The following is a 24,706-nucleotide window of genomic DNA, read 5'->3' on the forward strand; positions in this document are numbered from 1 at the left end:
CCTTCGGGAAGATTGGACGCAAGGAGCTTTCTGTGAAGCCGGCCTGTGAGGGATCCGGTGGAGAGATCACTAGCGAGAATGATGACATGAGTAGCGACAAAGAGTGTGAGAGACACTCTCGCCGAAAGTCCAAGGGTTCCTGCTTAAAGCTAATCTGAGCAGGGTAAGCCGGCCCCTAAGTCGAGGCAGAAATGCGTAGACGATGGGAATCAGGTTAATATTCCTGAGCCGTGCGGTGGTGACGGATCTCGAAGGTAGTTCATCCTTATCGGATTGAATGGGCTGCTTAGAGGTTCCTGGAAATAGCCCCGCTTTAAGACCGTACCCTAAACCGACACAGGTGGACTGGTAGAGAATACCAAGGCGCTTGAGAGAACGATGTTGAAGGAACTCGGCAAAATACTCCCGTAAGTTCGCGAGAAGGGAGCCCGGGTTCAAGGCAACTTGGATCCGGGGGCACAAACCAGGGGGTGGCGACTGTTTACTAAAAACACAGGGCTCTGCGAAGTCGCAAGACGACGTATAGGGTCTGACGCCTGCCCGGTGCCTGAAGGTTAAAAGGAGGGGTGAGAGCTCCGAATTGAAGCCCAGGTAAACGGCGGCCGTAACTATAACGGTCCTAAGGTAGCGAAATTCCTTGTCGGGTAAGTTCCGACCTGCACGAATGGCGTAACGACTTCCCCGCTGTCTCCAACATCGACTCAGCGAAATTGAATTGCCTGTCAAGATGCAGGCTTCCCGCGGTTAGACGGAAAGACCCCGTGCACCTTTACTACAGCTTCACACTGGCATCAGGCACAACATGTGCAGGATAGGTGGTAGACTTTGAAGCAGACACGCCAGTGTCTGTGGAGTCATCCTTGAGATACCACCCTTGTTCTGCTTGATGTCTAACCGCGATCCCTTATCGGGTTCCGGGACCCTGTGTGGCGGGTAGTTTGACTGGGGCGGTCGCCTCCCAAAGCGTAACGGAGGCGCGCGAAGGTTGGCTCAGAGCGGTCGGAAATCGCTCGTTGAGTGCAATGGCAGAAGCCAGCCTGACTGCGAGACTGACAAGTCGAGCAGAGTCGAAAGACGGCCATAGTGATCCGGTGGTCCCAAGTGGGAGGGCCATCGCTCAACGGATAAAAGGTACGCCGGGGATAACAGGCTGATACTGCCCAAGAGTCCATATCGACGGCAGTGTTTGGCACCTCGATGTCGGCTCATCTCATCCTGGGGCTGGAGCAGGTCCCAAGGGTACGGCTGTTCGCCGTTTAAAGAGGTACGTGAGCTGGGTTTAGAACGTCGTGAGACAGTTCGGTCCCTATCTGCCGTGGGTGTAGGATACTTGAGAGGAGTTGCCCCTAGTACGAGAGGACCGGGGTGAACGATCCACTGGTGGACCAGTTGTCATGCCAATGGCAGTGCTGGGTAGCTATGATCGGACAGGATAACCGCTGAAGGCATCTAAGCGGGAAGCCCCCCTCAAAACAAGGTATCCCTGAGGGCCGTGGTAGACCACCACGTCGATAGGCCGGAGATGTAAGTGCAGCAATGCATTCAGTTGACCGGTACTAATGGCCCGATAGGCTTGATACGATCCAGTAGAAGTCAATCACTTCTGCTCAGAAGTCACTAAGACAACAGATTGATATCTCTCATGTGGATTTTTCCTCGGTCTGGTGGTCATAGCACGAGCAAAACACCCGGTCCCATCCCGAACCCGGAAGTTAAGTGCCGTCGCGCTGATGGTACTGCGACTTAAGTCGTGGGAGAGTAAGTCGCCGCCAGACCTAGAAAAAATCCATCACGATGTCTTAAAGAAAGCCGATCTGCCAGGTGCAGGTCGGCTTTCTTCGTTTCCAGCCTTTGCATACCTGGTCTTGTCCCCCTCAATCTGGCCGTCTGCCCCTGCTGCGCTGCCTTCTGTGGCGTCGGGGCATCTGTCGCAGGACGCGTGACCGGGCCCGGGGCGCCGCTTCGGTTGCCAGCCCTGGCGGCCATCACTAACACTGGGGCATCGTGAACGGGGATACGTGATGCGGGTGGCCTGTCTGACCATGGTCTGGAAGGACCAGTTCTTCCTTGAGCTGTGGGTGCGCTACTACGGGGCGCTGTTCGGGCGTGACGCGCTCTACGTCATCAGCCATGGGGGAGAGCCCGAGGTCGCGGAGATCGCGCGGGGCTGCAACATCATCAACATCCCGCGTGACGCCCCGGACGAGATGTTCGACGAAATCCGCTGGAACCTGCTGTCTGATATCGCGTCAGGGCTGTCGCGCTACCACGATCGCGTGCTGGTGGGGGACGTGGATGAGCTGATCATTTCGCTGGATCCGGCGCGGCCGCTGCCGGACCGCCTGTCGGAGCGGACCCTTGGGCCGGTTTGCGCCCCGGCCGGTTACGAGCTTTTCCCGGAGGACGAGGCGGTGATGGTGACGCCGGATCGGCCGGTCCTGCAGCAGTGCTACAAGGGGGTGCTGAGCGCGACCTATTCCAAGCCCGGCATCCTGTCGGCGCCGGCGCGGCTGAGCGCGGGTGGGCATGGCTGCGAGACGCCCTTCGACCTGCTGCCGGACCTGGCGCTGCTGCATCTGCGGTTCCTGAACACCCCGGCACAGGTGGAGCGGCGTAAGGCCCGGATGGAGATCGCCGCCGCCGCGACCGAAGGGGCGGAGCGGGGCGAGAATGCCTTCCTGCGCGGCTGGCGCAAGGCGGAGCGGATCCGGGAGAAGATCGGCAAGCAGTTCTTCAACGCGCCGGAAGTGCCATCGCCCCAGGCGCCGGAACGGGCGCGGCTGGTGCTGGAGGGTGCGCGCAAGCGGAAGGGCCGGGCGCATCAGTTCAGCGTGCCCCAGGTGCGGCAGGACGATTTTCGCATCGTGCTGGACCCGACCCTGCGCGACCTGTTCTGACAGCGTCCCGGAGAGGCCGGGCGGACACGCTTTCGTAGGCGGCGCCCAGGACAGATGACAGGGCTGGCCCTGCGTGCAATACAGGGTGCGCAAGCAAGGAGTTATCTGACATGGATGGTACGCTGGCGGCGTTGTTCCTGATTTCGAGCCTGACCGACATGGGGCTGAACCACTGTGGCCAGGACGGCTGCCTGGCGCCCGCGGCGGACCAGTCGCGCCTGTCCTTCAGCGCGGGCCAGGTGATGTTCCAGGAAGATGACATCGCCAGTGAAGTCTTCATGAAATACGACCTGGGCACCAGCTATGGCCCCTTCCAGCCGAGCTTTGGCCTGTCGGTGAGCGACCAGGGGACGACCTGGATCGGCATGGGGGCATCCTGGACGGCGCAGTTCGACCAGGTCTACGTGCAACTGTCGCTGATGCCCGGGGTCTATGCCCAGGGAGACGGGCCGGACCTGGGCCACACGGTGGAGTTCCGCTCCGGTGTCGAGCTGGGCTTCGAGGGGCGCAACGGCTGGCGCTACGGTCTGCTCTACGACCACCGGTCCAATGCCGACCTGTCGAGCACCAACCCGGGCCTGGAAACCCTGCAGTTCCGCGTCAGCATCCCGATGTGACGGGTCAGCCGGAGTAATAGGTCACGTTCAAGGGGCCGGGCCGACAGGCTGCCGTCAGGACGGGCGGCCCTTGATCGGCCCGGTGTCCAGCACCGGCGAGGCGTCGAGATCCGCCGCATCGAGCATGGCCGCGACCCGTTCCAGGGACGAGACCAGCTGCGCCTGTTCCCAGTCTTCGAGAGATTCGAATTTCCGCACGTAGCGTTGCTGCAGCGGGTCGGGCGCATTCGCGAGGGTTTCGCGACCGCGTTCCGTGATGGCGATGTTCATCTGCCGGCGGTCGACCTCTGAGCGTTCGCGGGTCAGCATGCCCTGCTTCTGCAGCTTGTCCAGCAGCGCCGTGACGGTGCCCTGGGTCACGCCCATCTGCACCGAGAGCGCCTTGGGCGTGGTCAGGCCCTTTTCGGCCACCAGCTGCAGCACACGGAACTGCACCGGGCTGAGACCCGCCGCCTGGGCGAGTTCCTTCCCGAAAAGCTCCGTCGCGCGCAGGATCCGCCTGAGCGCGATCAGGCTGTCATCCGTGCGATCCATTCCCGTCAACCTCATCCTTGCAGAAGCCACAGGATCGCATTCTGAGCCGGGGAAGGCAATTCTTTGCCTATGCGTATCAAAATCTTTCCTCATGACTTAGGAAATCGGGTCGAATACCGTAGTTTTCAAGTGAAATATGCCCGCAAGGGCGGTTTTTCACGGAAAAATACTTTGAGTGGTTGAAATAAATCTCTGCGCATCTATTTTGACTGTCGAAGCAACAAGAGTGCGAGACACATGCTTGACGGAACTGGAACACTTCGACCCACGACCCTGACCCTGCGCAAACCCACGTCGCAGGACGGATCGGACATCTGGGAGCTCGTGCGGGCGTGCAAGCCGCTCGACGAGAACTCGATGTACTGCAACCTGGTGCAATGCGATCACTTCGCCGACACCTGCGTGCTGGCGGAAGAAGCGGAAAAAGGCGTGATCGGCTGGATCTCGGGGCACATGGTCCCGAGCGAACCGGGGACGCTGTTCGTCTGGCAAGTGGCCGTTTCGGCCGAGGCACGTGGCATGGGTCTGGGCGGCAAGATGCTGTCCCACCTGGTGAACCGCGAAGAGCTTGGCGTGGAACGCATCAAGACCACCATCACCAAGGACAACGACGCCTCCTGGGCGCTGTTCCGCCGCTTCACCGAGCGGATGGGCGGATCGCTGAGCGATGTCCCCCACTACAAGGAAGATGACCACTTCGACGGTCATCACGCGACCGAGCACATGGTTACCATCGAGCTCGGTTCCGAGCCCGGCCAGGCGGCAAAAGCCGCCTGAGCCCGTCGCGGCCAGAGGCTGCGCGCTCGACCAACTCCCCCAAATTCAACCCTTCGAGGTACCCCCAATGACGACTGTCACGACAGGCGACAAAGATATTTTTACCCGACGCGAGTCCGAGGCGCGCAGCTATTGCCGCAGCTTCGACACGGTTTTCACCAAGGCCAGCGGGTCGATCATGACCGACGCCGAAGGGCGTGAGTACATCGACTTCCTCGCAGGCTGTTCTTCGCTGAACTACGGGCACAACGACCCGGACATGAAGCAGGCGCTGATCGAGCACATCAGCAATGATGGCATCGCGCACGGCCTGGACATGTACACCGAGACGAAGTCCGCCTTCCTGCAGAGCTTCGAGGAAAACATCCTGAAGCCGCGCGGCATGGACCACAAGGTGATGATGGTCGGCCCGACCGGCACCAATGCCGTCGAAGCCGCCATGAAGCTGGCCCGCAAGGTGACCGGCCGCACCAATATCGTGGCCTTCACCAACGGGTTCCACGGCATGACCCTGGGCGCGCTGGCCGCGACCGGCAACGAAGGCAAGCGCGGCGGTGCGGGCATGGACCTGCACGGCGTGACGCGGATGCCCTACGAGGGTGCCTTCGGCGAGAATGTCGACACGCTGGAGATCATCGAACAGATGATCGACAACCCCAGCTCCGGCATCGATGCGCCGGCGGCCTTCATCCTGGAGCCCGTGCAGGGCGAAGGTGGCCTGAACGCCGCTTCGAAGCGCTGGATCGAAGGGATCGCGCGGATCGCCAAGAAGTGCGGCGCGCTGCTGATCCTCGATGACATCCAGGCCGGGATCGGCCGGACCGGTACCTTCTTCTCCTTCGAGGAGATGGACGTGCAGCCGGACCTGGTGCCGATGGCCAAGAGCCTGTCGGGCATGGGCCTGCCCTTCGCCGCGCTGCTGGTGCGCCCGCAGCACGACGTGTGGAAGCCGGCCGAGCACAACGGCACCTTCCGCGGCAACACCCATGCCTTTGTCACCGCCCGCGTGGCGATCGAGAAGTTCTGGAGCGACGATGCCTTCCAGGCCGAGATCGCGACCAAGGCCGCCATCCTCGAGGAAAGCCTGCGCGAGATCGCGAAGGAGATCCCGGGGGCCAAGCTGAAGGGTCGTGGCATGATGATGGGTGTCGACGTCGGGTCGGGCGAGCTGGCCGCGCATATCTGCGCCGAAGCCTTCGACCGGGGCCTGATCATCGAAACCTCGGGCGCCCATGACGAAGTGGTCAAGGTGCTGGCCCCCCTCACCACGCCGGTGGAAACCTTCCGGAAGGGTCTGAAGATCCTGGCCGAAGCCGCCGCCAAACAGAACCAGATGCAAATCGCAGCGGAGTAAGAAACATGATTGTTCGCGACTTCAACAAGATCACCAAGGACGAAAAAGACCGCGTCGTGTCGGACGCCAACTGGACCTCTGTCCGGATGCTACTGGCCGATGACGGCATGGGCTTCTCGTTCCACATCACCTTCCTCGAAGCCGGGTCGGAGCATACGTTCCACTACAAGAACCACTTCGAGAGCGTCTACTGCATGAAGGGCAAGGGCCGGATCACCGACCTGGCCACCGGCGAAACGCATGAGATCGTGCCGGGTGTGATGTACGCGCTGAACGAGCACGACAAGCACACGCTGGTTGCCGACGAAGAGCTGGTCATGGCCTGCTGCTTCAACCCGCCGGTCACCGGCACCGAGGTGCACCAGGCAGATGGTTCCTACGCGCCGGCCGAAACCGAAGACGCGTGAGCCTGAACCGGAGCGCCCGGAGGCACGAGCCCGGCGGGCGATCCGGCAGAGCTTTGGGTGGGGGGCGATGATCGCCCCCTGCCGCCCTCTTTCCCCCAAGAGAGAAAAGGAGCCCGGTCCGAGGAGGAAGGCCCGGGAGATCCCCCAATGACTTTTGCAAATCATACTGTCGAGAAGATCGGCGGCACCTCCATGTCGAAGGTGCACGAGCTGCGGGACAGCCTGCTGATCGCCGAGGGTAACCCCTATGGCCGCGTCTTCGTGGTCTCTGCCTTTGGCGGCATCACCAACCTGCTGCTGGAGCACAAGAAATCGGGTCAGCCCGGTGTCTATGCTCTCTTCTCCAACGACGACAACGCCCATGGCTGGCTGGATGCCCTGTCGGGCGTCGCCGATGCCATGAAGGAGGCCCACGGGGCCGTTCTGGACCACCCCGCCGACATCCACGCCGCCGACGAGTTCGTGCGCGAGCGGATCGAGGGCGCGCGGTCCTGCCTGTTCGACCTGCAGCGGCTGTGCAGCTACGGCCATTTCCGGCTGGGCGACCACATGCTGGATATCCGGGAACTGCTGTCGGGACTGGGTGAGAGCCATTCGGCCTATGTCACCACGCTGATGCTGCAGCGGGCCGGCGTGAATGCGCGCTGCGTCGACCTCAGCGGCTGGCGGGACGAGAGCGACCTCGATCTTGAAGGCCGCATCCGTGCCGGGTTCGAGCAGGTCGATTTCGAGACCGAGCTGCCGATCGTCACCGGCTATGCCCAGTGCACCGAGGGCCTGATGCGGGAATTCGACCGCGGCTATTCCGAGGTGACATTTGCCAATATCGCCGCCATCACCGGCGCGCGGGAGGCGGTGATCCACAAGGAATTCCACCTGTCTTCGGCAGATCCGAAGATGGTGGGCGAAGGCGCGGTGCGCAAGCTGGGGCACACGAACTACGACGTGGCCGACCAGCTGTCGAACCTCGGGATGGAGGCGATCCACCCGAAGGCCGCCAAGATCCTGCGCAAGGCGGGGATTTCCCTGCGCGTGGCCAATGCCTTCGAACCGCAGGACCCCGGTACCCTGATCGACGAGGCCGAGGCGGAGGCGCCGACGGTGGATATCGTCACCGGGCTGGGCGTGGTCGCGCTGGAGGTCTTCGAACAGGACATGGTGGGCGTGAAGGGCTACGACCAGCGCATCCTGGAGGTGCTGACGCGCCATAAGGTGCGGATCGTGTCCAAGGCGTCGAACGCCAACACCATTACCCACTACCTGGACGCGCCGCTGAAGGCGATCCGGCGGGTGGAGCGTGACCTGGTCGCGGCCTTCCCCAATGCCTGCCTGCGGATCGACCGGCTGGGCCTGGTGTCTGTCATCGGCCGGTCCCTGGAAGGGCTGGACGTGACGGAGCGCGGCCTGGGTGCCCTGCGCGAAGGCGGCGTGCGCAGCCTTGCGGTGCAGCACCTGCCGGGCAGCGTGGACGTGCAGTTCATGGTGGCACAGGACGCCTGCGACGAGGCGATCAAGCTGCTGCACCGCGCGCTGGTGGAGCAGGGCGAGAGCGCCCGCGATAAGGAGAAGGCGGGCGACAAGGTTCTGCAAGCCGCCTGAGCGCGCTGAAAATTCTGAAGGTTTCCGGGGCCATCGTCCCGGACCCCCTTGGGGGAGAAGCCGCCTGCGCAGGGTTGGACCCGGTGGGCGGCTTCCATTTTGCGAGGCCGCAGGCGCCGGGCCCGGGCCTTCGGGCTATTCTTCCACCGCGGAGGTCATCGCGGCCGTGGCGTGCTGGTCGATGAGGGAAATCGTCAGCCCGGTCAGCTCCGCCTTGTTTTCGGCATAGGGCATGAAGGCCAGCCGGTAATCGGAGGTTTCCGTGGTGATCCTGTATTCCTTGGGTTGCCGCAGGTTGAAGACCTCTGCCGCGGGGCTGGAAAGGCTGGGGAACCCTTCGGGGATGGTGAGCTGGGACAGGTGCAGGCCGGTGATGGGAATTTCCCGCATCCTGAAGAATTCCCGCGCCTTGTCGGAGGCCCGCCGCACCATCAGGGCGGGATCGACGGCAATCACCACGAAGGGCACTTCCTTCAGGATCGCGTCGAGGTCGGCCAGAACCGCCTGCAGTTCGGTCGAGTTGATCTGAAGCTCCTCGTTGACGGTGATCAGTTCCTCGTTCGCGGATTGCAGCTCCTCGTTGGAGGTCTCCAGCTCCTCGTTCGTGGCCTGAAGCTCCTCGTTGGTGGACTGCATCTCCTCGTTGACCGATTGCAGTTCCTCGTTCGTGGTCTGCAGTTCCTCCACCGTCTGTTGCAGCGCCTCCTGGGTGGAGCGCATGTCCTGCTCCATCCGTTCGATATAGTCGCGATCGGCCCCGGGCGAGGCGTCGGGGTCGCGCGCGGCGCGGTTCACCTGCTTGGTCTGGATGGCGATCAGGCAGTTTTCGTTGGCCCCGGTGCCGGAGTTGATCGGGTAGCAGACGAAGCGGACGCGGTTCGCCTCCGGCAGGGCGAATTCGTGCCAGCGGGAGGTGCGCTGCGTCTGGGTCTTGAGCGCGATGGAAATCAGGCTGATCACCTCGTCCCGCAGGGGACGGCGCAGCAGGCGGGTGTTCATGGCCAGGGGGCCTGCCTCATCCATCTGGATGAAGGCGGAGATATCGCCCACGATCCGCAGGATATCCCCGGCACGCGTGCTGATGAAGCCGTTGGGGGCGACCGATTTGACGAGCGATTCGTACATCGCATCGGCGGCTGGCGCGGTTTCCTTGGGCTGCATTCGCTGCGGCGCCGTGTCGGAGGGCCCGCCGCGGTAGTTGCCGGAGGTCAGCTCCGGGAAGCGGTAGTTGGTGACATGGCCGGTGCGCCGCTTGGAAAAGACCTTCTCCGCCTCGGGGCGCTGTTCGAAATGCGCTTCCAGCACGCCGACGGTTTCGGAGGTGCCCAGGAACAGCAGCCCGTGGGAGGCCAGGGCGTAGTGGATCCGGTAGAGCACGCGTTCCTGAAGTGCCGGTTCGAAGTAGATCAGCAGGTTGCGGATCGAAACGAGGTCCAGGTTGATGAAGGGCGGATCCTGGAAGATGTTGTGGCGGGAGAAGAGCGTGACCTCCCGCAGGGCGCGGACCACCCGCAGCTCGTTCCCGGTGATTTCGAAATACCGTGCAAGGAGGTGGCTGGGCACGTCCTGGGCGGCCGAGATCGGGTAGCTGCCGCGCCGCGCCACATCGAGCGCGCGGTCGTCGATATCGGTCGCGAAGATCTGGATCTGGCTCTTGCGCAGCGCGGCCGGGCCGCCGAGCGCTTCGGCAAAGAGGATGGCGATGGAATAGGCTTCCTCGCCGGTGGCACAGCCAGTGACCCAGACCCGCAGCTGGCGCTTGCTGTCACGCTCCACCAGCTGCTCAATCTGCGTCTTGAGCTGGTCGAACTGCCGGGGATCGCGGAAGAACCGGGTGACCGAGATCAGCAGGTCCTTGTAGAGGGCATCGACCTCTTCCTGGCTGGTGCGGCAGTGGTCGACGTAGTCGGGGTAGGTTTCGATCGACAGCGCGGTCATGCGGCGGGCAATGCGGCGGTTGATCGTGCTTTCCTTGTAGCCGCGGAAATCGACCCCGGTGCGGGCCAGCAGGATCTGCAGCAGGTCGGCCAGGCGGGAGGGGTTTTCGGAGATGATCCGCAGGTCGGAAAAATTGCGCGGCTGCAGGAGGATGCGTTCGAACAGCTGGCCGATGCGTTCGGGGGTCAGCGACAGGTCGATGCAGCCGGTGGCGATGGCCGAGGCGGGCATGCCGTCGTATTTCGCCGAATCGACATCCTGCGCGATGGTGATGCCGCCGGCCTCCCGGATGGCCTGCACGCCGTAGCTGCCGTCGGAGCCGGTGCCGGAGAGCACGATGGCCACGGCGTTTTCCCCGAACTCGTCCGCCAGGCTCTGGAACAGGCGGTCGGCGGAGGGTTTGGGGGTGGCCGGGTGGCCGAAGGGTTCCACCAGCATCAGCTTGCCATCGCGGGCGATGACATCGGAATTGTGCGGCGTGACGTAGATCGTGCCGGGTTCGGGCACCACGGGTTCGCTCAGCTCTACCGTGGGCAGGCGCGTTTCGCGGGAGATGAGGGAGGTCAGCAGGCTCTTGTGCGTGGGCGACATGTGCTGCGCGATGACATAGGTCGCGGGCACCATGGCGGAGAGGTTCTGCACAAGCAGGGTCGTCGCCTCCAGCCCGCCGGCAGAGGCGGCGATGCCGACGACGCTGAGCATCTGCTGCGCCGGCGCCTCCGCGGCTTCGGTGTTTTCTGCCCCGGCGTTGCCGCCGCCTTCCTTTTCCAGCTCTTCCGTCATCGCGACCCCATCTCGCTTTGCGGATATCAGACCGCGCGGCGGGGCCAAATTCCAGAAAAATTTGAGCTTTTTGCAACGTATGCGTACGGGAATGGTGCCTGCGGAGCGGCGCAGGCAGGCCCGGGGCCGAACGGGCGGCAGGGAGCTTCTGCAATTTAATCTAGTCTTAACCAGTTGCAGCGAATTCTTCGAAAATTGCGAGCCAGAAGACAGGCAGGAGTGAGACGTGACGGCCTTGCAGGATCATACGAAGTTCGCGGGGTACATCGCCTGCGATGAGACGCCGCGCAAGTACCGGCTGCGGTCGATCGACGTGTCTCATGGGGGGCTGATGCACAAGCTGAGTTTCCCCGAGCAGCCCGAGCTGGCGGAGATTTTCGTGCCCTCCCTCGCGGCGGAGATCGCCCGGGCGCTGGACCGGATGGATCTGAAGGGGGAGCTGCTGTCGGATTCCGATTACGTGATCGGGGTGCCGGGGGCGGTGTTCCGCAAGCTGCGGGTCCATACGCGGTATCACCCGGAACGGGGATTCGAGGCGAGTTTCTGGTTCGGCAGTTTCGAGGGGCAGCCCCTGACGGCGATCCGTCATTTCACCGAGGCGATGGTGCGGATGCCCCAGACCGATCACATCGGCAAGCTGGCCATCCAGACGCTGGACCGGGTGTTGCTGCCGGCGCTGAACGTCGTCTCGGCGCTGCGCAGCGAATGTGATGCGATCAGCATGGATGGGGATCTGCTGCGCCGCTACACCGACCGGCTGATCGAGGAGGCGGATGACCTGATCCTCTATGCCGAGCTGGTGAAGCGCATGGTGCAGGAACAGGAAATGGCGCTGCAGGACCCCGCGGCGGAGTTCGAGCATGCGCCATCCATGAAACTGGTGCCTGCCCGGGACTGAGACCGCGGGCAGGCGGTGCCGTTCTGTCGGTGCCTCAGCCCTTGCAGGCGATGAAGCTGTCGGCCATCGCGCGGATCAGCTGCGGATAGAGCGCGGCGCCGGTTTCGAGCTTGCTGCCCAGCGGGTCGATTTCCACCAGGCTGGAGTTGCCTTCGCCCAGCACGCTGTCGGCCAGGCCCGCGTTGAACTGCGGTTCGGTGAAGACGCAATTCACCCCTGCCTCTTCGACCGCGTCGTGCAGCGCGGCAATGCGCGCGGCGCCGGGGGCGCTGGCGTCGCTGTCGGTGATCGCACCGGAGGAGGTCAGGCCGAAGCGGTTTTCGAAGTACTGGTAGCCATCGTGGTAGACGAGGAAGCTGATCGGTGCCTTCGCCGCGAGCTCTTCCTTGATCGTGCCTTCCAGCTCGGCCAGCTGGGCGCGGGCGGCTTCGGCATTGGCGTGGTAGGTGTCGGCGTTCTCGGGATCGACCTCTGCCAGGGCGTCGGCGATGCCGCTCAGCCAGACGCGGGCATTTTCCGGGTCCAGCCAGCCGTGCGGATCCAGGCCGTCGTGGTGGTGGTGGTGTTCATGGCCTTCTTCGTGGCCGTCATGATCATGGTCATGATCATCATGGGCCTCGGCGTGATCTTCGTCGTGCTCATGCTCATGCTCATGCTCTTCGGCGGCTTCCGCATGTTCGTGATCGTGATCATCCTCGTCCGCGTCGTGGTCATGATCATGGTCGTCATGCTCTGCCGCATCGTGATCATGGTCGTGATCGTGGTCTTCCTCGCCCAGGTGTTCATCCAGCTCGGGGCCCGCGCGGAACTGCAGCTGCAGGGTGCCCGGCAGCGCCATCAGTTCGACGACATGGGCGTCGGTGGCAAGGGTTTCCAGGGGATGTTCGAGCCAGGGTGCCAGCGCCTCGCCCACCCAGAACACCACGTCGGCATCCTGCAGGGCCACGGCATCGGAGGGCCGCATGGAGTAGCCGTGCGGAGAGGCCCCGGGCGGCAGGATCACGTCGGCGTCGCCCACGCCATCCATCACCGCCATGACAAGGGATTGGATCGGAGCGATTTCCGTCACCACGTCGGGCGCGTCTGCCTGCGCCGCGGTGCCGAGGGCCGCCAGGCCGAACGCGGCCGCTGAGATCTGCCGGAGCTTCATGGGGTACCTTTATCTATGTGATAGTATAACAGCTCGCGAGTTGATAACGGACATACTATAACATAGCAAGGGCACCGGACTGCGAAGGAGGCAGAGATGGAAACGACCGGATTCTCGCGCCATGATCACGGGGTCTGCATGCGCGATGGCGTGGCGGCGGCGGATGCGCGCTGCCGCGAACAGGGGCTGCAGTTCACGCCGGTGCGGCGCCGCGTGCTGGAACTGCTGCTGGAACGTCACCGGGCGCTTGGCGCCTACGAGATCCTTGACCACCTGCGCGAAGAGGGGCTGGGCAGCCAGCCGCCCGTGGCCTACCGGGCGCTGGATTTCCTGGTGAAGCATGGGTTCGCCCACAAGATCGAGCGGCTGAACGCCTTCATCGCCTGCGCCTGTCCCGAAGAGCATCACGCGCCGTCCTTCCTGATCTGCCGCAATTGTTCCGAGGTTGCGGAGGCGCGGATCGACATGCGCGAAGGGCGCCTGGGCGATGCGGCACGGCAGATGGGGTTCACCATCGAACGCGCGGTGGTCGAGGCGGAGGGGCTGTGCCCCAATTGCCAGAAGAAAAGCGCCGTCGCGTGACGGCGCCGCTGGTCCGGCTGCAGGGCGCGCAGGCGCGTCTTGGCGGCCACGAGGTTCTGAGCGGTGTCGACCTGCGCATCGACCGGGGGGAGATCCTGACGATCGTCGGCCCCAACGGGTCGGGCAAGTCGACCTTGATGAAGATGATCATCGGCGCCGTGCCCCTGGCCGGTGGCCGGATGGAGCGTGCGCCGGGCCTGCGCATCGGCTATGTGCCGCAGAAGCTGCATATCGATCCGACCCTGCCGCTGACGGTGCGGCGCTTCCTGTCGCTGCCGGTGCGGGTGAGCGATGCCGAGGCGCGCGAGGCGCTGGAGCATGCGGGCGGTGCCGGGCTGGAACGGCGGCAGATGACGGACCTGTCGGGCGGCCAGTTCCAGCGGGTGCTGCTGGCCCGGGCGCTGCTGTCTCGGCCCGACCTTCTGATTCTGGACGAGGCGACCCAGGGCCTGGACCAGCCCGGCTCCGCCGCCTTCTATCGCCTGATCGAACGCCTGCGGAGCGAGCTGGGCTGTGCCGTGCTGATGGTGAGCCATGAGCTTCACGTCGTCATGGCGGCCTCTGACCGGGTGATCTGCCTGAACGGTCATGTCTGCTGCGAGGGCGCGCCGGAACACGTGGCGAGCGCGCCGGAGTACCGCGCGCTTTTCGGGACGGGCACACAGGGGGCGCTGGCGCTTTACCGGCACCAGCACGACCACGAGCACGATCATATCCACGGGCCGGGCTGCGGCCATGACCACCACGATCACACTTCACACGAGACGGGCGGGGCCAACTGATGCTCGACGATTTCCTTGTGCGCGCCATGCTGGCGGGGCTTGGCCTGGCCCTGGCGGCTGCCCCGCTGGGGTGTTTCGTGGTCTGGCGGCGGATGGCCTATTTCGGCGATGCCACGGCCCATGCGGCGGTGCTGGGCGTGGCGCTGGCGCTGGCCTTCGACGTGTCGATCTTTGCGGGTGTGCTGGTGGTGGCGCTGACCATGGCGATGCTGGTGTCCTCGCTGTCGGAGCGGGGCGTGGCGATGGACACGCTGCTGGGGGTCATGGCGCATACCGCCATCGCCTTTGGCCTGGTGGCGGTATCCTTCTTGTCGGGCGTGCGGATCGACCTGATGGGCTATCTGTTCGGTGACATCCTGGCCGTTGGGCGCGGGGATCTGGCGGTGATCTGGGGCGGGGCCGCGCTGGTGCTGCTGCTGCTGCGGTGGCGCTGGTCCGCGCTCTTGACGACGACGCTGAACCCGGACCTGGCGCGGGCCTCGGGCCTCGATCCCCGGCGGGAGCAGCTGGTGCTGACCGTGGCGCTGGCGCTGGTGGTCGCGGTGGCGATCAAGGTCGTGGGCAGCCTGCTGATCGCGGCCATGCTGATCGTGCCCGCCGCCGCCGCGCGGCCGTTTGCCCGCACGCCCGAGGTCATGGCCCTGGTCGCGACGGTGATCGCCATCGTATCGGCCCTGGGCGGGCTGCAGGCCTCGCTTTGGTTCGACACGCCGGCGGGGCCGTCGATGGTCTGCCTCGGGGCGGTGATCTTCCTGGCCGGGTCGCTTTTCGCGGCCCTGCGCCGGGGGCTGGCCGGGCGCGGAAGCGCCTAGTCGAAATAGGCGCGCGCCGAATGGGCGCGGTCGTGATCCAGATAGAATTCATCCAGCTGCGGCGGCACGATGCCGGTTGTCTGCAGCTGCACATGGGCCTGGCCACGGTGGTGCACCTGGTGCTGGAAGAGGTGCAGCAACAGCATGTCGACACGTTCCGGCACCGGGCCGATATCGCGTTCGGTCATCCGGGTTTCGGCCAGGGTCGCATCGGTCATCGCGTGGCAGAACTCGGTCAGGGTGCGATCCGCTTCGGCCTGTGCCGCGGCGAGCTCCTCCACCTTCTTGATCATCGGGCGATCATAGACGGCGCGGCCCTGACCGCCGTTGGTCAGGGCGTCGATGTAGAAGAGATCGACCGAGAGGATGTGGTTCATCGTTTCCCGCAGGGAGGGGAAGAAGCCGGGGCGCGGCTGTCGGAACTCGATCGGACCCATGCCGCGCATGGCGCGGTAGAACGTGGCATTGGCCCAGGCGTTGTTGAGCGCCATCAGCTGGTAGGAGCGGGTTGCGTCGGTCATGTCGGCCCTCCCTTTCGGGTCAGAAGTTCACCTTCACGCCGGGCAGGTCGAGCGCCTTCACGAGGTCGCGCATTTCCTGCCGGGCGGCGATGTTGGAAATGTTGAGGCTGCTGACGCCCAGGTCCTTCAGATCCAGCAGGGTCAGGCCGCGCGGGAAGAGTTCGCGGAAGATCACCCGTTCGGAGAAGCCCGGCGCGACGCGGAAGCCGATCCGCTTGGCCAGCCGTTCGATGGCGGATTCCATCTTCTTCTTGTTGGTCATGTTCTGTGCCCCCACGCGGTTGCGCAGCACGACCCAGTCGATGGGCTTCAGCCCGGATTTCGCGCGCAGCTGGCGGGCGGCCCAGACCATTTCGGAGTAGACGGAGGGGCCGAGGATCTTGTCGCCTTCGGTGTCGATCCGCGCCAGCAGGTCGAAATCGACGAAGCTGTCGTTGAGCGGGGTCACCAGGGTATCGGCCAGGGAGTGCGCCACCTGGCTGAGCCGGGTGTGGGAGCCGGGGCAGTCGATCAGGATGAAGTCAGCCTGGGTTTCCAGCTGGGAAATCGCCGTGGCGATACGGGCGTCGTAGATGTTTTCGCCGGGCACGAGGGTGGCGGCGTCAACTTCCGGCAGGTCATGGAAGACCGGGCTGGGCAGGTCGATACCTTCCTTCTTCAGCGTTTCGTAGCGGTTGGCCACGTAGCGCGCAAAGCTGCGCTGGCGCAGGTCGAGGTCGAGCCCGTGGACGCTGTGGCCCATCCGCGCAAGCGCGGTTGCGATATGCATGGAGACGGTGGATTTGCCCGCCCCGCCCTTCTCGTTTCCGACGACGATGATATGTGCCACGTTCCGTTCCCGGGGAGAGTTGTGCCTGCGCGCCGGGGCGCCGCAGGGTGCTGGCGCAGGTGTAATTGATTGCGGGGGCGGGCGGCAAGTCGGAGCTGGTGGAAACGAGAAGGGCGGGGCGGAGATTGCGCCCCAAAGGCAACGCCGGGATCAGCCTTCGACCGGCTGCCCGAAGAGCGCGATGGCCAGCGCCAGGAGCGCCAGCGCCCCCCAGAGCAGGCGGCGCGGGCCCCGGGCGTGGCGGGCGGCGATCACGGCCTGGGCCATGTAATACAGGGCAAAGGCGCGGGAGGCGTAGGAGATGATCTGGAACACGTCGGCCACCCAGGTCAGCGCCAGCCCGGCCAGGCAGAGCACCAGGTAGCCCTGCCGTTCGCGGATGCGCCCGCGTGTCAGTTCGGCCACAAGTCCGCCGGAACCGCCGGTGTCGGCGACGGCGGCGCTGAATTGGGCGGCGAGCGCGGCGAGGATCAGCATCCAGGGCAGGATGGGGGAGACATCGCGCATCATGTCGATCACCGCCGTCTCGCTCAGCGTGCCGTCGGGGACGTGGTGGGCGTAGACCAGAAGCAGCACGTAGACGAGGTAGATCGCGGTGGAGATCCCCTGAGCCAGCCGCATGGAGCGGATGCGGGTGCGCGCGTCGTAGGTCTCTTCCAGGTAGCGGGAAGTTTCGAAGCCCTGCACCGTCACCAGAAGGCCGAAGCCCAGGGTCAGCGCCCCCCAGCCGTGCTCGCTGCCCTCCGGGACAAAGAGCGTGGCCCCCCTGGCCGCGCCGGTGAAGAAGACGGCCAGCCCGGCGAGCAGCCCCGCGATGATGGCGAGCTTCAGCGTGACGGTGAGGTATTCGGCCCGTTCCAGCGTGCTGAAGCCGTGGCCGAAGCCCAGCACAAGGATCAGGCAGAAGACGGCGGAGGTGACGATGCGGGCGGCGGTCTGGCCCTGCCAGGGCAGGACCTGCACCGCGAAGGAGCCGAAGAGGTTCAGGTAATAGGCGACCGAGATGACGTAGGCGAAGGCCAGCAGGGCCGATGCCAGCTGTTCCAGGTGGCTCTTCGGTGCGGGCTGGTCGCCGATGCGGGCGATGTTTTCCCGGATCGCGGCGCCGAAGCCCCAGGCGGCGAGGCAGAGCACGCCCATCATCGCCGGGGCCCAGGCGCCGAAGCCATGGGCCAGCACCGGCCCGAGGACGAGGAAGCCGGAACCGATGATCGAGGCCAGCGGCGTGACCATGGCGCGCCAGGTGGGCCAGCGGCGGAGCGCGGGCAGCCAGAGGGCCGCACCGGCGATCAGGGTCAGGGCTAGGATGGCGGGGGTCATCTGGGTCTTCCGCTTGGCTCGTGCCCGGAGGGCCTAGCCCCGGCACGGGGTGGGGGCAAGGGCAGACGGCATCGTCCGGTGCGGTGAGGGCCGCATCGAAGGCCGGACGCGGGGGAGGGCCCAAAAGCAGAAAGGGCCCGCCTGAGGCGAGCCCTTCCGGAACGGTACTGGCGGGGCGATCAGAAGCCCAGGCCGGCGTACTTGTTCTTGAACTTCGACACGCGGCCGCCGGCGTCGAGCAGGCGGGAGTTGCCGCCGGTCCAGGCCGGGTGCACGGTCGGGTCGATGTCGAGGGACATGGTGTCGCCCTCTTTGCCCCAGGTGGAGCGCATCTTGATCACGGTGCCATCGGTCATCTTGACGTCGATGAAGTGGTAGTCGGGATGGGTATCCTTTTTCATGACGTCGATCCTCAGGCTTGAGCTTTGGGCTTGTAGTTGGTGACTTCGGCGATACGGGCGGATTTGCCGCGACGCGAACGGAGGTAGTACAGCTTGGCGCGACGGACGCGGCCACGACGGACGACCTCGATGGAGTCGATGTTGGTGGAGTAGAGCGGGAACACACGCTCGACGCCTTCGCCGAAGGAAATCTTGCGGACGGTGAAGGAACCGGCGATGCCGGCGCCGTTCTTGCGGCTGATGCAGACGCCTTCGTACATCTGCACACGGGTACGGGTGCCTTCTGTCACCTTGTAGCCGACGCGGATGGTGTCACCGGCCTTGAAGTCGGGGATGGTCTTCCCCAGGGAAGCGATCTGTTCCGCCTCCAGCTGTGCGATCAGGTCCATCGCAATTCTCCTATCTGCTCGCGGTTGGTCCGCGAAGTTGCTTGCCGGCCCCAGAGCTCCGCTCTTCGTCCGGGTCCCGGTCCAGCGATCTGGAGCAGCCCGGCGGAGGTACAGGTCATCTTTTGCTTCTTCCGTCCCTGCCGGATACGCCGAAGATGCGGATCCAAAGGCAACGCGGGACAGGTCCGGATGGCCGATTCCGGCCCCGGACGGGCGGCGTATAGGCCATTTCGGCCAGTGCGACAAGGGGTTTCGGGCCCATGGCCGCCCGGCTGCGGGTCCGGTGTGGGGCTGGGTCCTATCGTGGCTTGTGGACGTGGGCGCTTTGCACCAGGCCGAAGGCCAGCATGAGGACCAGCATGGCCGAGCCGCCGTAGCTGACCAGGGGCAGGGGCACGCCGACCACAGGGGCCAGGCCCATGACCATGGACATGTTCACCGCAAGGAACAGGAAGAAGGTCGTCGCGATGCCCAGGGTCAGCAGGGAGGCATAGCGGTTCTGGTTGTTCATGGCGGATCCGATGCAGAACACCAGGATGAGCGCGTAGAGGCACAAGAGCGAGACCGAGCCCACGAAGCCGAATTCCTCCGCCAGGGTGGTGAAGATGAAGTCGGTGTGCTTTTCCGGCAGGAAGTTCAGCCGCGACTGGGTGCCCTGCATGTAGCCGCGCCCGGTCCAGCCGCCGGAGCCGAGGGCGATCTTCGACTGGGTGATGTGGTAGCCCGCACCCAGCGGATCCTTGGACGGGTCGAGGAAGGTGTCGATGCGGCGGAACTGGTAATCCTTGATCAGCTGCCAGTCGGTGCCACGGCTTTCGAAGACCGCCCAGACCAGGCCCACGCCCGCGGTGATCACGGTGGCGAAATAGGCCCAGTGGACCCCGGCCAGGAACATCACCGCCCCGCCGCCGGTCAGCAGCAGGATGGCGGTGCCCAGGTCGGGCTGCTTCAGCACGAGGAAGGTGGGCACGGTGATGATCAGCACGGGGATCAGCACCCAGAGGGGGTGCGACACCTTCCGCACCGGCAGCCAGTCGTAGTAGGCGGCCAGGAACATCACCAGGGCGATCTTCATCAGCTCGGAGGGTTGCAGGCGCATGAAGCCCAGGTCGATCCAGCGCTGCGCGCCCATGCCGACGGAGCCGAAGAGCTCCACGAAGACGAGCAGCAGGAGGGAGACGCCGTAGGCCACGCCCGAGACGTTGCGCCAGAACCAGACGGGCACCATGCCGATGATAAACATCAGCAGCAGCCCCACGGCATAGCGTTTCATCTGGGGTTCGGCCCAGGGCGACAGGCTGCCACCGGCAACGGAGTAGAGCTGCATGAAGCCGACGCAGGCGACGGCGGTCAGCAGCAGGGCCAGCGGCCAGTTGAAGTAGAAGACCTTGCGCGAGCCCGTGGGCGTCGTCTTTACGGCATATTCGAGATAGCTCATGCCCGGCCCTTCGCATCACGGCTGAGGTCGGGGCGCAGGGCGCGCAGGCGTTCCTGCTGCTCCGCGATGCGGTCCCGGTCCTTGGCAGGGTAGACATCCAGCGGCGGGTCGCCCTTGAACAGCGCCTGCAGGGTGATGTCGCGGGCGATCGGCGCCGCGACGGAGGAGCCGCCGGAGCCGTGTTCGACCACGACCGCCACGGCGACCTTGGGATCGTCGAAGGGTGCGAAATCGACCCAGAGCGCGTGGTCGCGCCGTTCCCAGGGCAAATCCTCGTTCGAGGTGACGCCGGCAGCGCGTTCGGCCGCGGTGATGTTGCGGACCTGCGAGGTGCCGGACTTGCCTGCCATGCGCAGGTCTTCGGCAATCACGCGGGAGCCGTAGCCGGTGCCGTGGCGGGAGTTCGAGACCTCGAACATGCCCTGCTGCACCGTGCGCAGGTGCGCCGGGTCCAGGCCGAGGGAGTCCCCGCTGCCGGAGGGCTGTTCCACCCCGTCGATCGACTTGATCAGGCGCGGGGTCACGCTGCGGCCGGTGGCGACGCGGGCGGCCATGATGGCCAGTTGCAGCGGCGAGGCCAGCACGTAGCCCTGCCCGATGGAGGCGTTGATCGTGTCACCGATCAGCCAGGACTGGCCACGGACTTCCTGCTTCCATGCCTTGGTGGGCGCCAGGCCCTGGGCGACGGCGGACAGGGGCAGGTCATGGCGCACGCCGATGCCCATGCGCTGCGCCATCTCGGATATCTTTTCGATGCCGAGCCGGCTGGCCAGTTCGTAGAAGAAGACGTCGCAGCTTTCGCGCAGGCCGCCCACCACGTTGAGCCGGCCATGGCCGCCGCGTTTCCAGCAGTGGAAGCGGCGGTTCGATACCTCGAGGTAGCCGCCGCAGTAATAGGTGTCTTCCGGCCCGATGATGCCTGCTTCCAGCCCGGCCAGGGCCACGACCATCTTGAAGGTGGAGCCGGGCGGGTAGATGCCCTGCACCGACTTGGCGGCCAGCGGCCTGTGGTCGTTCTGCGTCAGCGCCCGGTAATCGGTGACGGAGATGCCGCGGACAAAGAGGTTCGGGTCGAAGCTGGGGGTGGAGCCGATGGCCAGCAGATCGCCGTTGGTGGTGTCGATCACCACCGCCGCCGCGCTTTCGTCGCCAAGCCGCGCCTGGACGTAGTTCTGCAGCATGACATCGGTGGTCAACTGGAGATTGGCGCCGGGCTGGCCTTCCTGCCGGTCCAGTTCGCGCATGACGCGGCCGACGGCGTTGACCTCCACCCGGCGGGTGCCGGCGGAGCCGCGCAGCTCGTCCTCCATCTTGGCTTCCAGGCCGACCTTGCCGATCTGGAACCGCGGGATGCCCAGCACGGGATCCGGGTCGTCGATCTTGGACAGGTCGTAGTCGGAGACCGGGCCGACGTAGCCCACCACATGGGCGAAATCGTCGTGCAGCGGGTAGAAGCGCGACAGGCCCACGTCCGGCGTGATGCCGGGCAGGGCGGGGGTGTTCACCGCGATCTTCGACACGTCCTGCCAGCTGACCCTTTCGGCCACGGTGATCGGCAGGAACGGGGCGGAGCGTTTCATCTCTGCCAGGGTGCGTTCGATGTCCGAGGGTTCGATCGGGACCAGTTCGGAGAGCCGTTTGAGCACCTCTTCGACGTCACCCGCGTCTTCGCGGACGATGGTGATCCGGTAGGCGGGTTCGTTGCGGGCGATGGCCAGGCCGTTGCGATCGAAGATTTCCCCGCGGGCGGGCGGAATGAGGCGCAGGTTGATGCGGTTTTCCTCGGCCAGCATGCGGTACTGGTCCGCCTGATCGACCTGCAGGTGGCGCATGCGCCAGGCCAGAAGACCCATGAAGCCCAGCTGCGCCCCGCCCAGAAGGGCGGCGCGGCGGGTGATCTTCTTGCCCGAAATCTGGGTGTCGCGGGGATTACGTCTCATAGCTTGTGCCCCAGGCTGTCGACCTCACCCACCGCGGTGCGGCGCAGGCCGAAGAAGAAGGCGGAAAGCCCGGCCAGGACCGGGTAGAAGGCAATGGTCATCGCCAGCTGCGAGGCGACGATGGTCAGGGGAGCCTTGTCCACGAAGAAGAGCCCGAGCGCCAGCCAGTAGCCCAGCAGGACGAGGGCCGAGGCGATGGCCGCGCTGAGCCATTCGGCCAGGAAGGACCGGTCCCGCATGAAGCGGGCGCGGCGCTGCATCCGGTAGATGACGAAGGTGGCGATGGCCGCCATCAGCCCGGGCGGGCGCATCTGCAGCAGGTCCGACAGCAGGAAGACGGCGGCGATCAGCGGCAGCGGCGCCAGTTCGGGCCGGCGCAGGGACCACACGAGGGTCAGCCCCAGCAGCAGGTCCGGCCCGGCCCAGAGGCGGGGCATGGTTTCCAGCGGCAGCAGGGCGAACATGATCAGCACCAGGCACAGCGCGGCATAGGCGCCGCGCAGGGCCCACATCCGGGTGGCCGAGGCGCGGATCAGGTCAGCCATCGACGCCTCCCGAAGCCAGCGGGGACACGGTGCCGGGGGCCTGGGGCGCGGCGTTGCTGTCGCGCGGTGCGGGGCGGCCGTGGGGCAGGATCAGCCCGCCCGGTTCGGTCAGCCGTTCGGTGCCCATGTGGCGCAGCACCCTGAGGAATTCGAGCCGTTCGTAATCCGCCGACAGGCGCACCCGCAGGCGGCCCAGCTTGTCCTGCGCCACCTGGCCCACCAGAAGGCCCGCCGGGAAGACCCCGCCATCGCCGGAACTGACGACGCGGTCGCCGGGGCGCACCAGGTCGGGATCTTCGATGAAGTCGAGCGCGGGGGCGGCGGTATTGTCGCCCATGACCATAGCGGTCTGGCCCGAGGGCTGGATCGTCACCGGCAGGCGGGAGGAGGTGTCGGTCAGCAGGATGACCCGGCTGATCTTGTCCCCCACGCCGGAGATCCGGCCGACCAGCCCGATGCCGTCCATCGCGGCCCAGCCATCGACGATGCCGTCACGGGCCCCGATGTTGAGCAGGACGGATTGCCGGTAGGGCGAGCCGCTGTCGGCCATCACGACGCCGGTGATATAGGTCAGGCGCGGGTCGAGCTGCACGTTGTTGAGGTCGAGCAGGCGGGCGTTTTCCTGTTCCAGCTGCAGGGCGGCCTCTTTCCAGGCCTTCATCTGCTGCAGTTCGCGGCGCAGTTCCTGGTTCTGCTCGGCGATGCGCTGATAGCTCTGGAAATCGCGGATCAGGTTCACGGCGCCGGTGACCGGGGCCATGGCCCAGTCCATGCTGGGCATGACGCGGTCGATGATCTGGGCGCGGAAGCGTTCGACGCGCGGGCTGTCGATGCGCCAGACAAGGAAGACGGCGATGAGGACCAGCACCAGAACCGACAGGATGAGCCTGCGGATCGGGGTGAAATAGTCCTCGTCCTGATTTTTGTCCTTGGCCATTGGACCCTCGAAAAGGCAGGGAAACGGGCCGAGAGGAGGCCCGTCTCAGGTCCTCAGCTTCGGGGTCTCAGCTGTCGTAGTCAATCGCGTGGCGGAGTTGCTTTTCATACTCCAGCGCCTTGCCGGTACCAAGCGCCACGCAGTTCAAGCTTTCGTCAGCGATGGAAACGCCGAGGCCGGTCTGTTCGCGCAGGGCCAGGTCCAGATCCCCCAGCAGGGCACCGCCGCCGGTCAGCATGACGCCACGGTCGACGATGTCTGCGGCCAGGTCCGGCGGGGTGGCTTCGAGCGCGGTCATCACCGCTTCGCAGATCTGCTGCACGGGTTCGGCCAGCGCCTCGGCCACCTGGGCCTGGGTGATCTCGGTTTCCTTGGGCACGCCGTTCAGCAGGTCGCGGCCACGCACCTGCATGGAGGCGCCACGGCCGTCGTCGGGCATGCGGGCGGTGCCGATGGCGGTCTTGATCCGCTCGGCGGTGCTTTCGCCGATCAGCAGGTTTTGCTGACGCCGCAGGTAAGAGATAATCGCCTCGTCCATGCGGTCACCGCCGACGCGGACGGAGCGGGCGTAGACGATGTCACCCAGCGACAGAACGGCCACTTCGGTGGTGCCGCCGCCGATGTCGACGACCATGTTGCCGGTCGGATCGGTGATGGGCATGCCGGCGCCGATGGCCGCGGCGATCGGTTCGGCGATCAGGCCGGCGCGGCGGGCGCCGGCAGACAGGACCGACTGGCGGATCGCGCGTTTTTCGACCGGGGTCGCGCCATGGGGCACGCAGACGATGATCTTCGGCTTGGAGAAGGTCGAGCGCTTGTGCACCTTGCGGATGAAGTGCTTGATCATCTCTTCGGCCACGTCGAAGTCGGCGATGACGCCTTCGCGCATCGGGCGGATCGCCTCGATCGAACCCGGGGTCCGGCCCAGCATCAGCTTGGCGTCCTCACCCACGGCGAGCACTTTCTTGACGCCATCCTTGACGTGGTAGGCAACCACCGAAGGCTCGGACAGGATGATGCCCCGGCCCTTCACGTAGACCAGCGTATTCGCCGTGCCGAGGTCGATTGCCATGTCCGAGGAAAAAAGCCCCGGCATCTTGTCGAATACTGCCATGTCCTGTCCCGATTATCGTAACGCGATCGGCCCGCTCCCCCGGCGGGCTCTCGATTGAGCGCCCTTATATTCAGGGACAGGGCAGGTGGAAAGAGGCGGGCGGGCCTGAATAAGCGCCATTTCGCCGTGGAACGGGCCTTTG

General features: G+C 65.2%; 23 protein-coding genes and 2 rRNA genes (1 of these 25 only partly in view). 12 read left to right on the plus strand and 13 right to left on the minus strand.

Features of this window, described 5'->3' with window-relative positions; translation table 11 throughout:
- From AC2IR1_RS01635 to AC2IR1_RS01650, 4 genes are all read left to right on the plus strand, one after another.
- Positions 1-1,581, plus strand: a 23S ribosomal RNA gene (locus AC2IR1_RS01635); it begins 1,248 nt to the left of the window's first position.
- A 79-nt stretch (positions 1,582-1,660) separates the two neighbouring features.
- Positions 1,661-1,775, plus strand: a 5S ribosomal RNA gene (gene rrf, locus AC2IR1_RS01640).
- Positions 1,776-2,021: 246 nt separating this feature from the next.
- Positions 2,022-2,897: a glycosyltransferase family 2 protein gene (locus AC2IR1_RS01645; protein ID WP_486474543.1), complete on the plus strand. Its 876-nt coding sequence runs from the start codon at positions 2,022-2,024 to the stop codon at positions 2,895-2,897.
- A 110-nt stretch (positions 2,898-3,007) separates the two neighbouring features.
- On the plus strand, positions 3,008-3,514 hold the full coding sequence (locus AC2IR1_RS01650; protein WP_486474544.1) for an acyloxyacyl hydrolase: 507 nt from the start codon (positions 3,008-3,010) through the stop codon (positions 3,512-3,514).
- Positions 3,515-3,568: 54 nt separating this feature from the next.
- Here the strand turns inward: AC2IR1_RS01650 and AC2IR1_RS01655 are convergent, their stop codons facing one another.
- Positions 3,569-4,048 carry a MarR family winged helix-turn-helix transcriptional regulator gene (locus tag AC2IR1_RS01655; RefSeq protein WP_486474545.1) on the minus strand — a complete coding sequence of 160 codons (480 nt, stop codon included), beginning with the start codon at positions 4,046-4,048 and terminating at the stop codon, positions 3,569-3,571.
- 237 nt (positions 4,049-4,285) lie between these two features.
- On the opposite strand from AC2IR1_RS01655, the gene ectA reads away from it, so the two are divergent.
- The 4 genes from ectA (at position 4,286) to AC2IR1_RS01675 (ending at position 8,185) form a co-directional block, all read left to right on the plus strand.
- On the plus strand, positions 4,286-4,825 hold the full coding sequence (ectA, locus tag AC2IR1_RS01660; protein WP_486474546.1) for a diaminobutyrate acetyltransferase: 540 nt from the start codon (positions 4,286-4,288) through the stop codon (positions 4,823-4,825).
- A 67-nt stretch (positions 4,826-4,892) separates the two neighbouring features.
- Complete coding sequence (ectB, locus tag AC2IR1_RS01665; protein ID WP_486474547.1) at positions 4,893-6,179, plus strand: diaminobutyrate--2-oxoglutarate transaminase; 1,287 nt, start codon at positions 4,893-4,895, stop codon at positions 6,177-6,179.
- Between the two features lie 5 nt (positions 6,180-6,184).
- Positions 6,185-6,586: an ectoine synthase gene (locus AC2IR1_RS01670; protein ID WP_486474548.1), complete on the plus strand. Its 402-nt coding sequence runs from the start codon at positions 6,185-6,187 to the stop codon at positions 6,584-6,586.
- A 147-nt stretch (positions 6,587-6,733) separates the two neighbouring features.
- On the plus strand, positions 6,734-8,185 hold the full coding sequence (locus AC2IR1_RS01675) for an aspartate kinase (protein ID WP_486474549.1): 1,452 nt from the start codon (positions 6,734-6,736) through the stop codon (positions 8,183-8,185).
- 135 nt (positions 8,186-8,320) lie between these two features.
- Here AC2IR1_RS01675 and AC2IR1_RS01680 read toward each other — a convergent pair whose 3' ends face one another.
- Positions 8,321-10,906 carry a chemotaxis protein CheB gene (locus AC2IR1_RS01680; RefSeq protein WP_486474550.1) on the minus strand — a complete coding sequence of 862 codons (2,586 nt, stop codon included), beginning with the start codon at positions 10,904-10,906 and terminating at the stop codon, positions 8,321-8,323.
- Between the two features lie 226 nt (positions 10,907-11,132).
- On the opposite strand from AC2IR1_RS01680, the gene AC2IR1_RS01685 reads away from it, so the two are divergent.
- Positions 11,133-11,804, plus strand: coding sequence for a hypothetical protein (locus tag AC2IR1_RS01685; protein ID WP_486474551.1), 672 nt, complete (start codon positions 11,133-11,135; stop codon positions 11,802-11,804).
- 34 nt (positions 11,805-11,838) lie between these two features.
- Here the strand turns inward: AC2IR1_RS01685 and AC2IR1_RS01690 are convergent, their stop codons facing one another.
- On the minus strand, positions 11,839-12,954 hold the full coding sequence (locus AC2IR1_RS01690; protein WP_486474552.1) for a zinc ABC transporter substrate-binding protein: 1,116 nt from the start codon (positions 12,952-12,954) through the stop codon (positions 11,839-11,841).
- A gap of 96 nt (positions 12,955-13,050) precedes the next feature.
- On the opposite strand from AC2IR1_RS01690, the gene AC2IR1_RS01695 reads away from it, so the two are divergent.
- Genes AC2IR1_RS01695 through AC2IR1_RS01705 form a run of 3 tightly spaced genes read left to right on the plus strand, consistent with a single transcriptional unit; the run spans position 13,051 to position 15,130 of the window.
- Positions 13,051-13,536, plus strand: coding sequence for a Fur family transcriptional regulator (locus AC2IR1_RS01695; RefSeq protein ID WP_486474553.1), 486 nt, complete (start codon positions 13,051-13,053; stop codon positions 13,534-13,536).
- An 8-nt stretch (positions 13,537-13,544) separates the two neighbouring features.
- Positions 13,545-14,318: an ATP-binding cassette domain-containing protein gene (locus tag AC2IR1_RS01700; protein ID WP_486476352.1), complete on the plus strand. Its 774-nt coding sequence runs from the start codon at positions 13,545-13,547 to the stop codon at positions 14,316-14,318.
- Entirely contained in the window at positions 14,318-15,130 is an 813-nt protein-coding gene (locus AC2IR1_RS01705; RefSeq protein ID WP_486474554.1) for a metal ABC transporter permease, read from the plus strand. Before AC2IR1_RS01700 ends, AC2IR1_RS01705 begins: the two co-directional genes overlap by 1 nt.
- Here AC2IR1_RS01705 and AC2IR1_RS01710 read toward each other — a convergent pair.
- From AC2IR1_RS01710 to AC2IR1_RS01755, 10 genes are all read right to left on the minus strand, one after another.
- Entirely contained in the window at positions 15,127-15,651 is a 525-nt protein-coding gene (locus AC2IR1_RS01710) for a DinB family protein (protein ID WP_486474555.1), read from the minus strand. The genes AC2IR1_RS01705 and AC2IR1_RS01710 overlap by 4 nt on opposite strands.
- A 19-nt stretch (positions 15,652-15,670) precedes the next feature.
- Entirely contained in the window at positions 15,671-16,480 is an 810-nt protein-coding gene (locus AC2IR1_RS01715) for a division plane positioning ATPase MipZ (protein WP_486474556.1), read from the minus strand.
- 150 nt (positions 16,481-16,630) lie between these two features.
- Complete coding sequence (locus AC2IR1_RS01720; protein ID WP_486474557.1) at positions 16,631-17,800, minus strand: APC family permease; 1,170 nt, start codon at positions 17,798-17,800, stop codon at positions 16,631-16,633.
- A 179-nt stretch (positions 17,801-17,979) separates the two neighbouring features.
- A complete protein-coding gene (rpmE, locus tag AC2IR1_RS01725) occupies positions 17,980-18,201 on the minus strand; it encodes a 50S ribosomal protein L31 (RefSeq protein WP_486474558.1) in 222 nt (73 codons plus the stop codon).
- Between the two features lie 11 nt (positions 18,202-18,212).
- Positions 18,213-18,590: a 50S ribosomal protein L19 gene (gene rplS / locus AC2IR1_RS01730; protein WP_486474559.1), complete on the minus strand. Its 378-nt coding sequence runs from the start codon at positions 18,588-18,590 to the stop codon at positions 18,213-18,215.
- Positions 18,591-18,888: 298 nt separating this feature from the next.
- Positions 18,889-20,028: a rod shape-determining protein RodA gene (rodA, locus tag AC2IR1_RS01735; RefSeq protein ID WP_486474560.1), complete on the minus strand. Its 1,140-nt coding sequence runs from the start codon at positions 20,026-20,028 to the stop codon at positions 18,889-18,891.
- A complete protein-coding gene (gene mrdA, locus AC2IR1_RS01740; RefSeq protein WP_486474561.1) occupies positions 20,025-21,968 on the minus strand; it encodes a penicillin-binding protein 2 in 1,944 nt (647 codons plus the stop codon). The genes rodA and mrdA overlap by 4 nt, the downstream gene beginning before the upstream one ends.
- A complete protein-coding gene (locus AC2IR1_RS01745; protein WP_486474562.1) occupies positions 21,965-22,513 on the minus strand; it encodes a rod shape-determining protein MreD in 549 nt (182 codons plus the stop codon). The genes mrdA and AC2IR1_RS01745 overlap by 4 nt, the downstream gene beginning before the upstream one ends.
- Entirely contained in the window at positions 22,506-23,450 is a 945-nt protein-coding gene (mreC, locus tag AC2IR1_RS01750; protein ID WP_486474563.1) for a rod shape-determining protein MreC, read from the minus strand. The genes AC2IR1_RS01745 and mreC overlap by 8 nt, the downstream gene beginning before the upstream one ends.
- Positions 23,451-23,517: 67 nt before the next feature.
- Positions 23,518-24,564 carry a rod shape-determining protein gene (locus tag AC2IR1_RS01755; protein ID WP_486474564.1) on the minus strand — a complete coding sequence of 349 codons (1,047 nt, stop codon included), beginning with the start codon at positions 24,562-24,564 and terminating at the stop codon, positions 23,518-23,520.
- Between the last annotated feature and the right edge of the window lie 142 nt (positions 24,565-24,706).

This window comes from Pseudooceanicola sp. NS-SX8 (assembly GCF_057380755.1).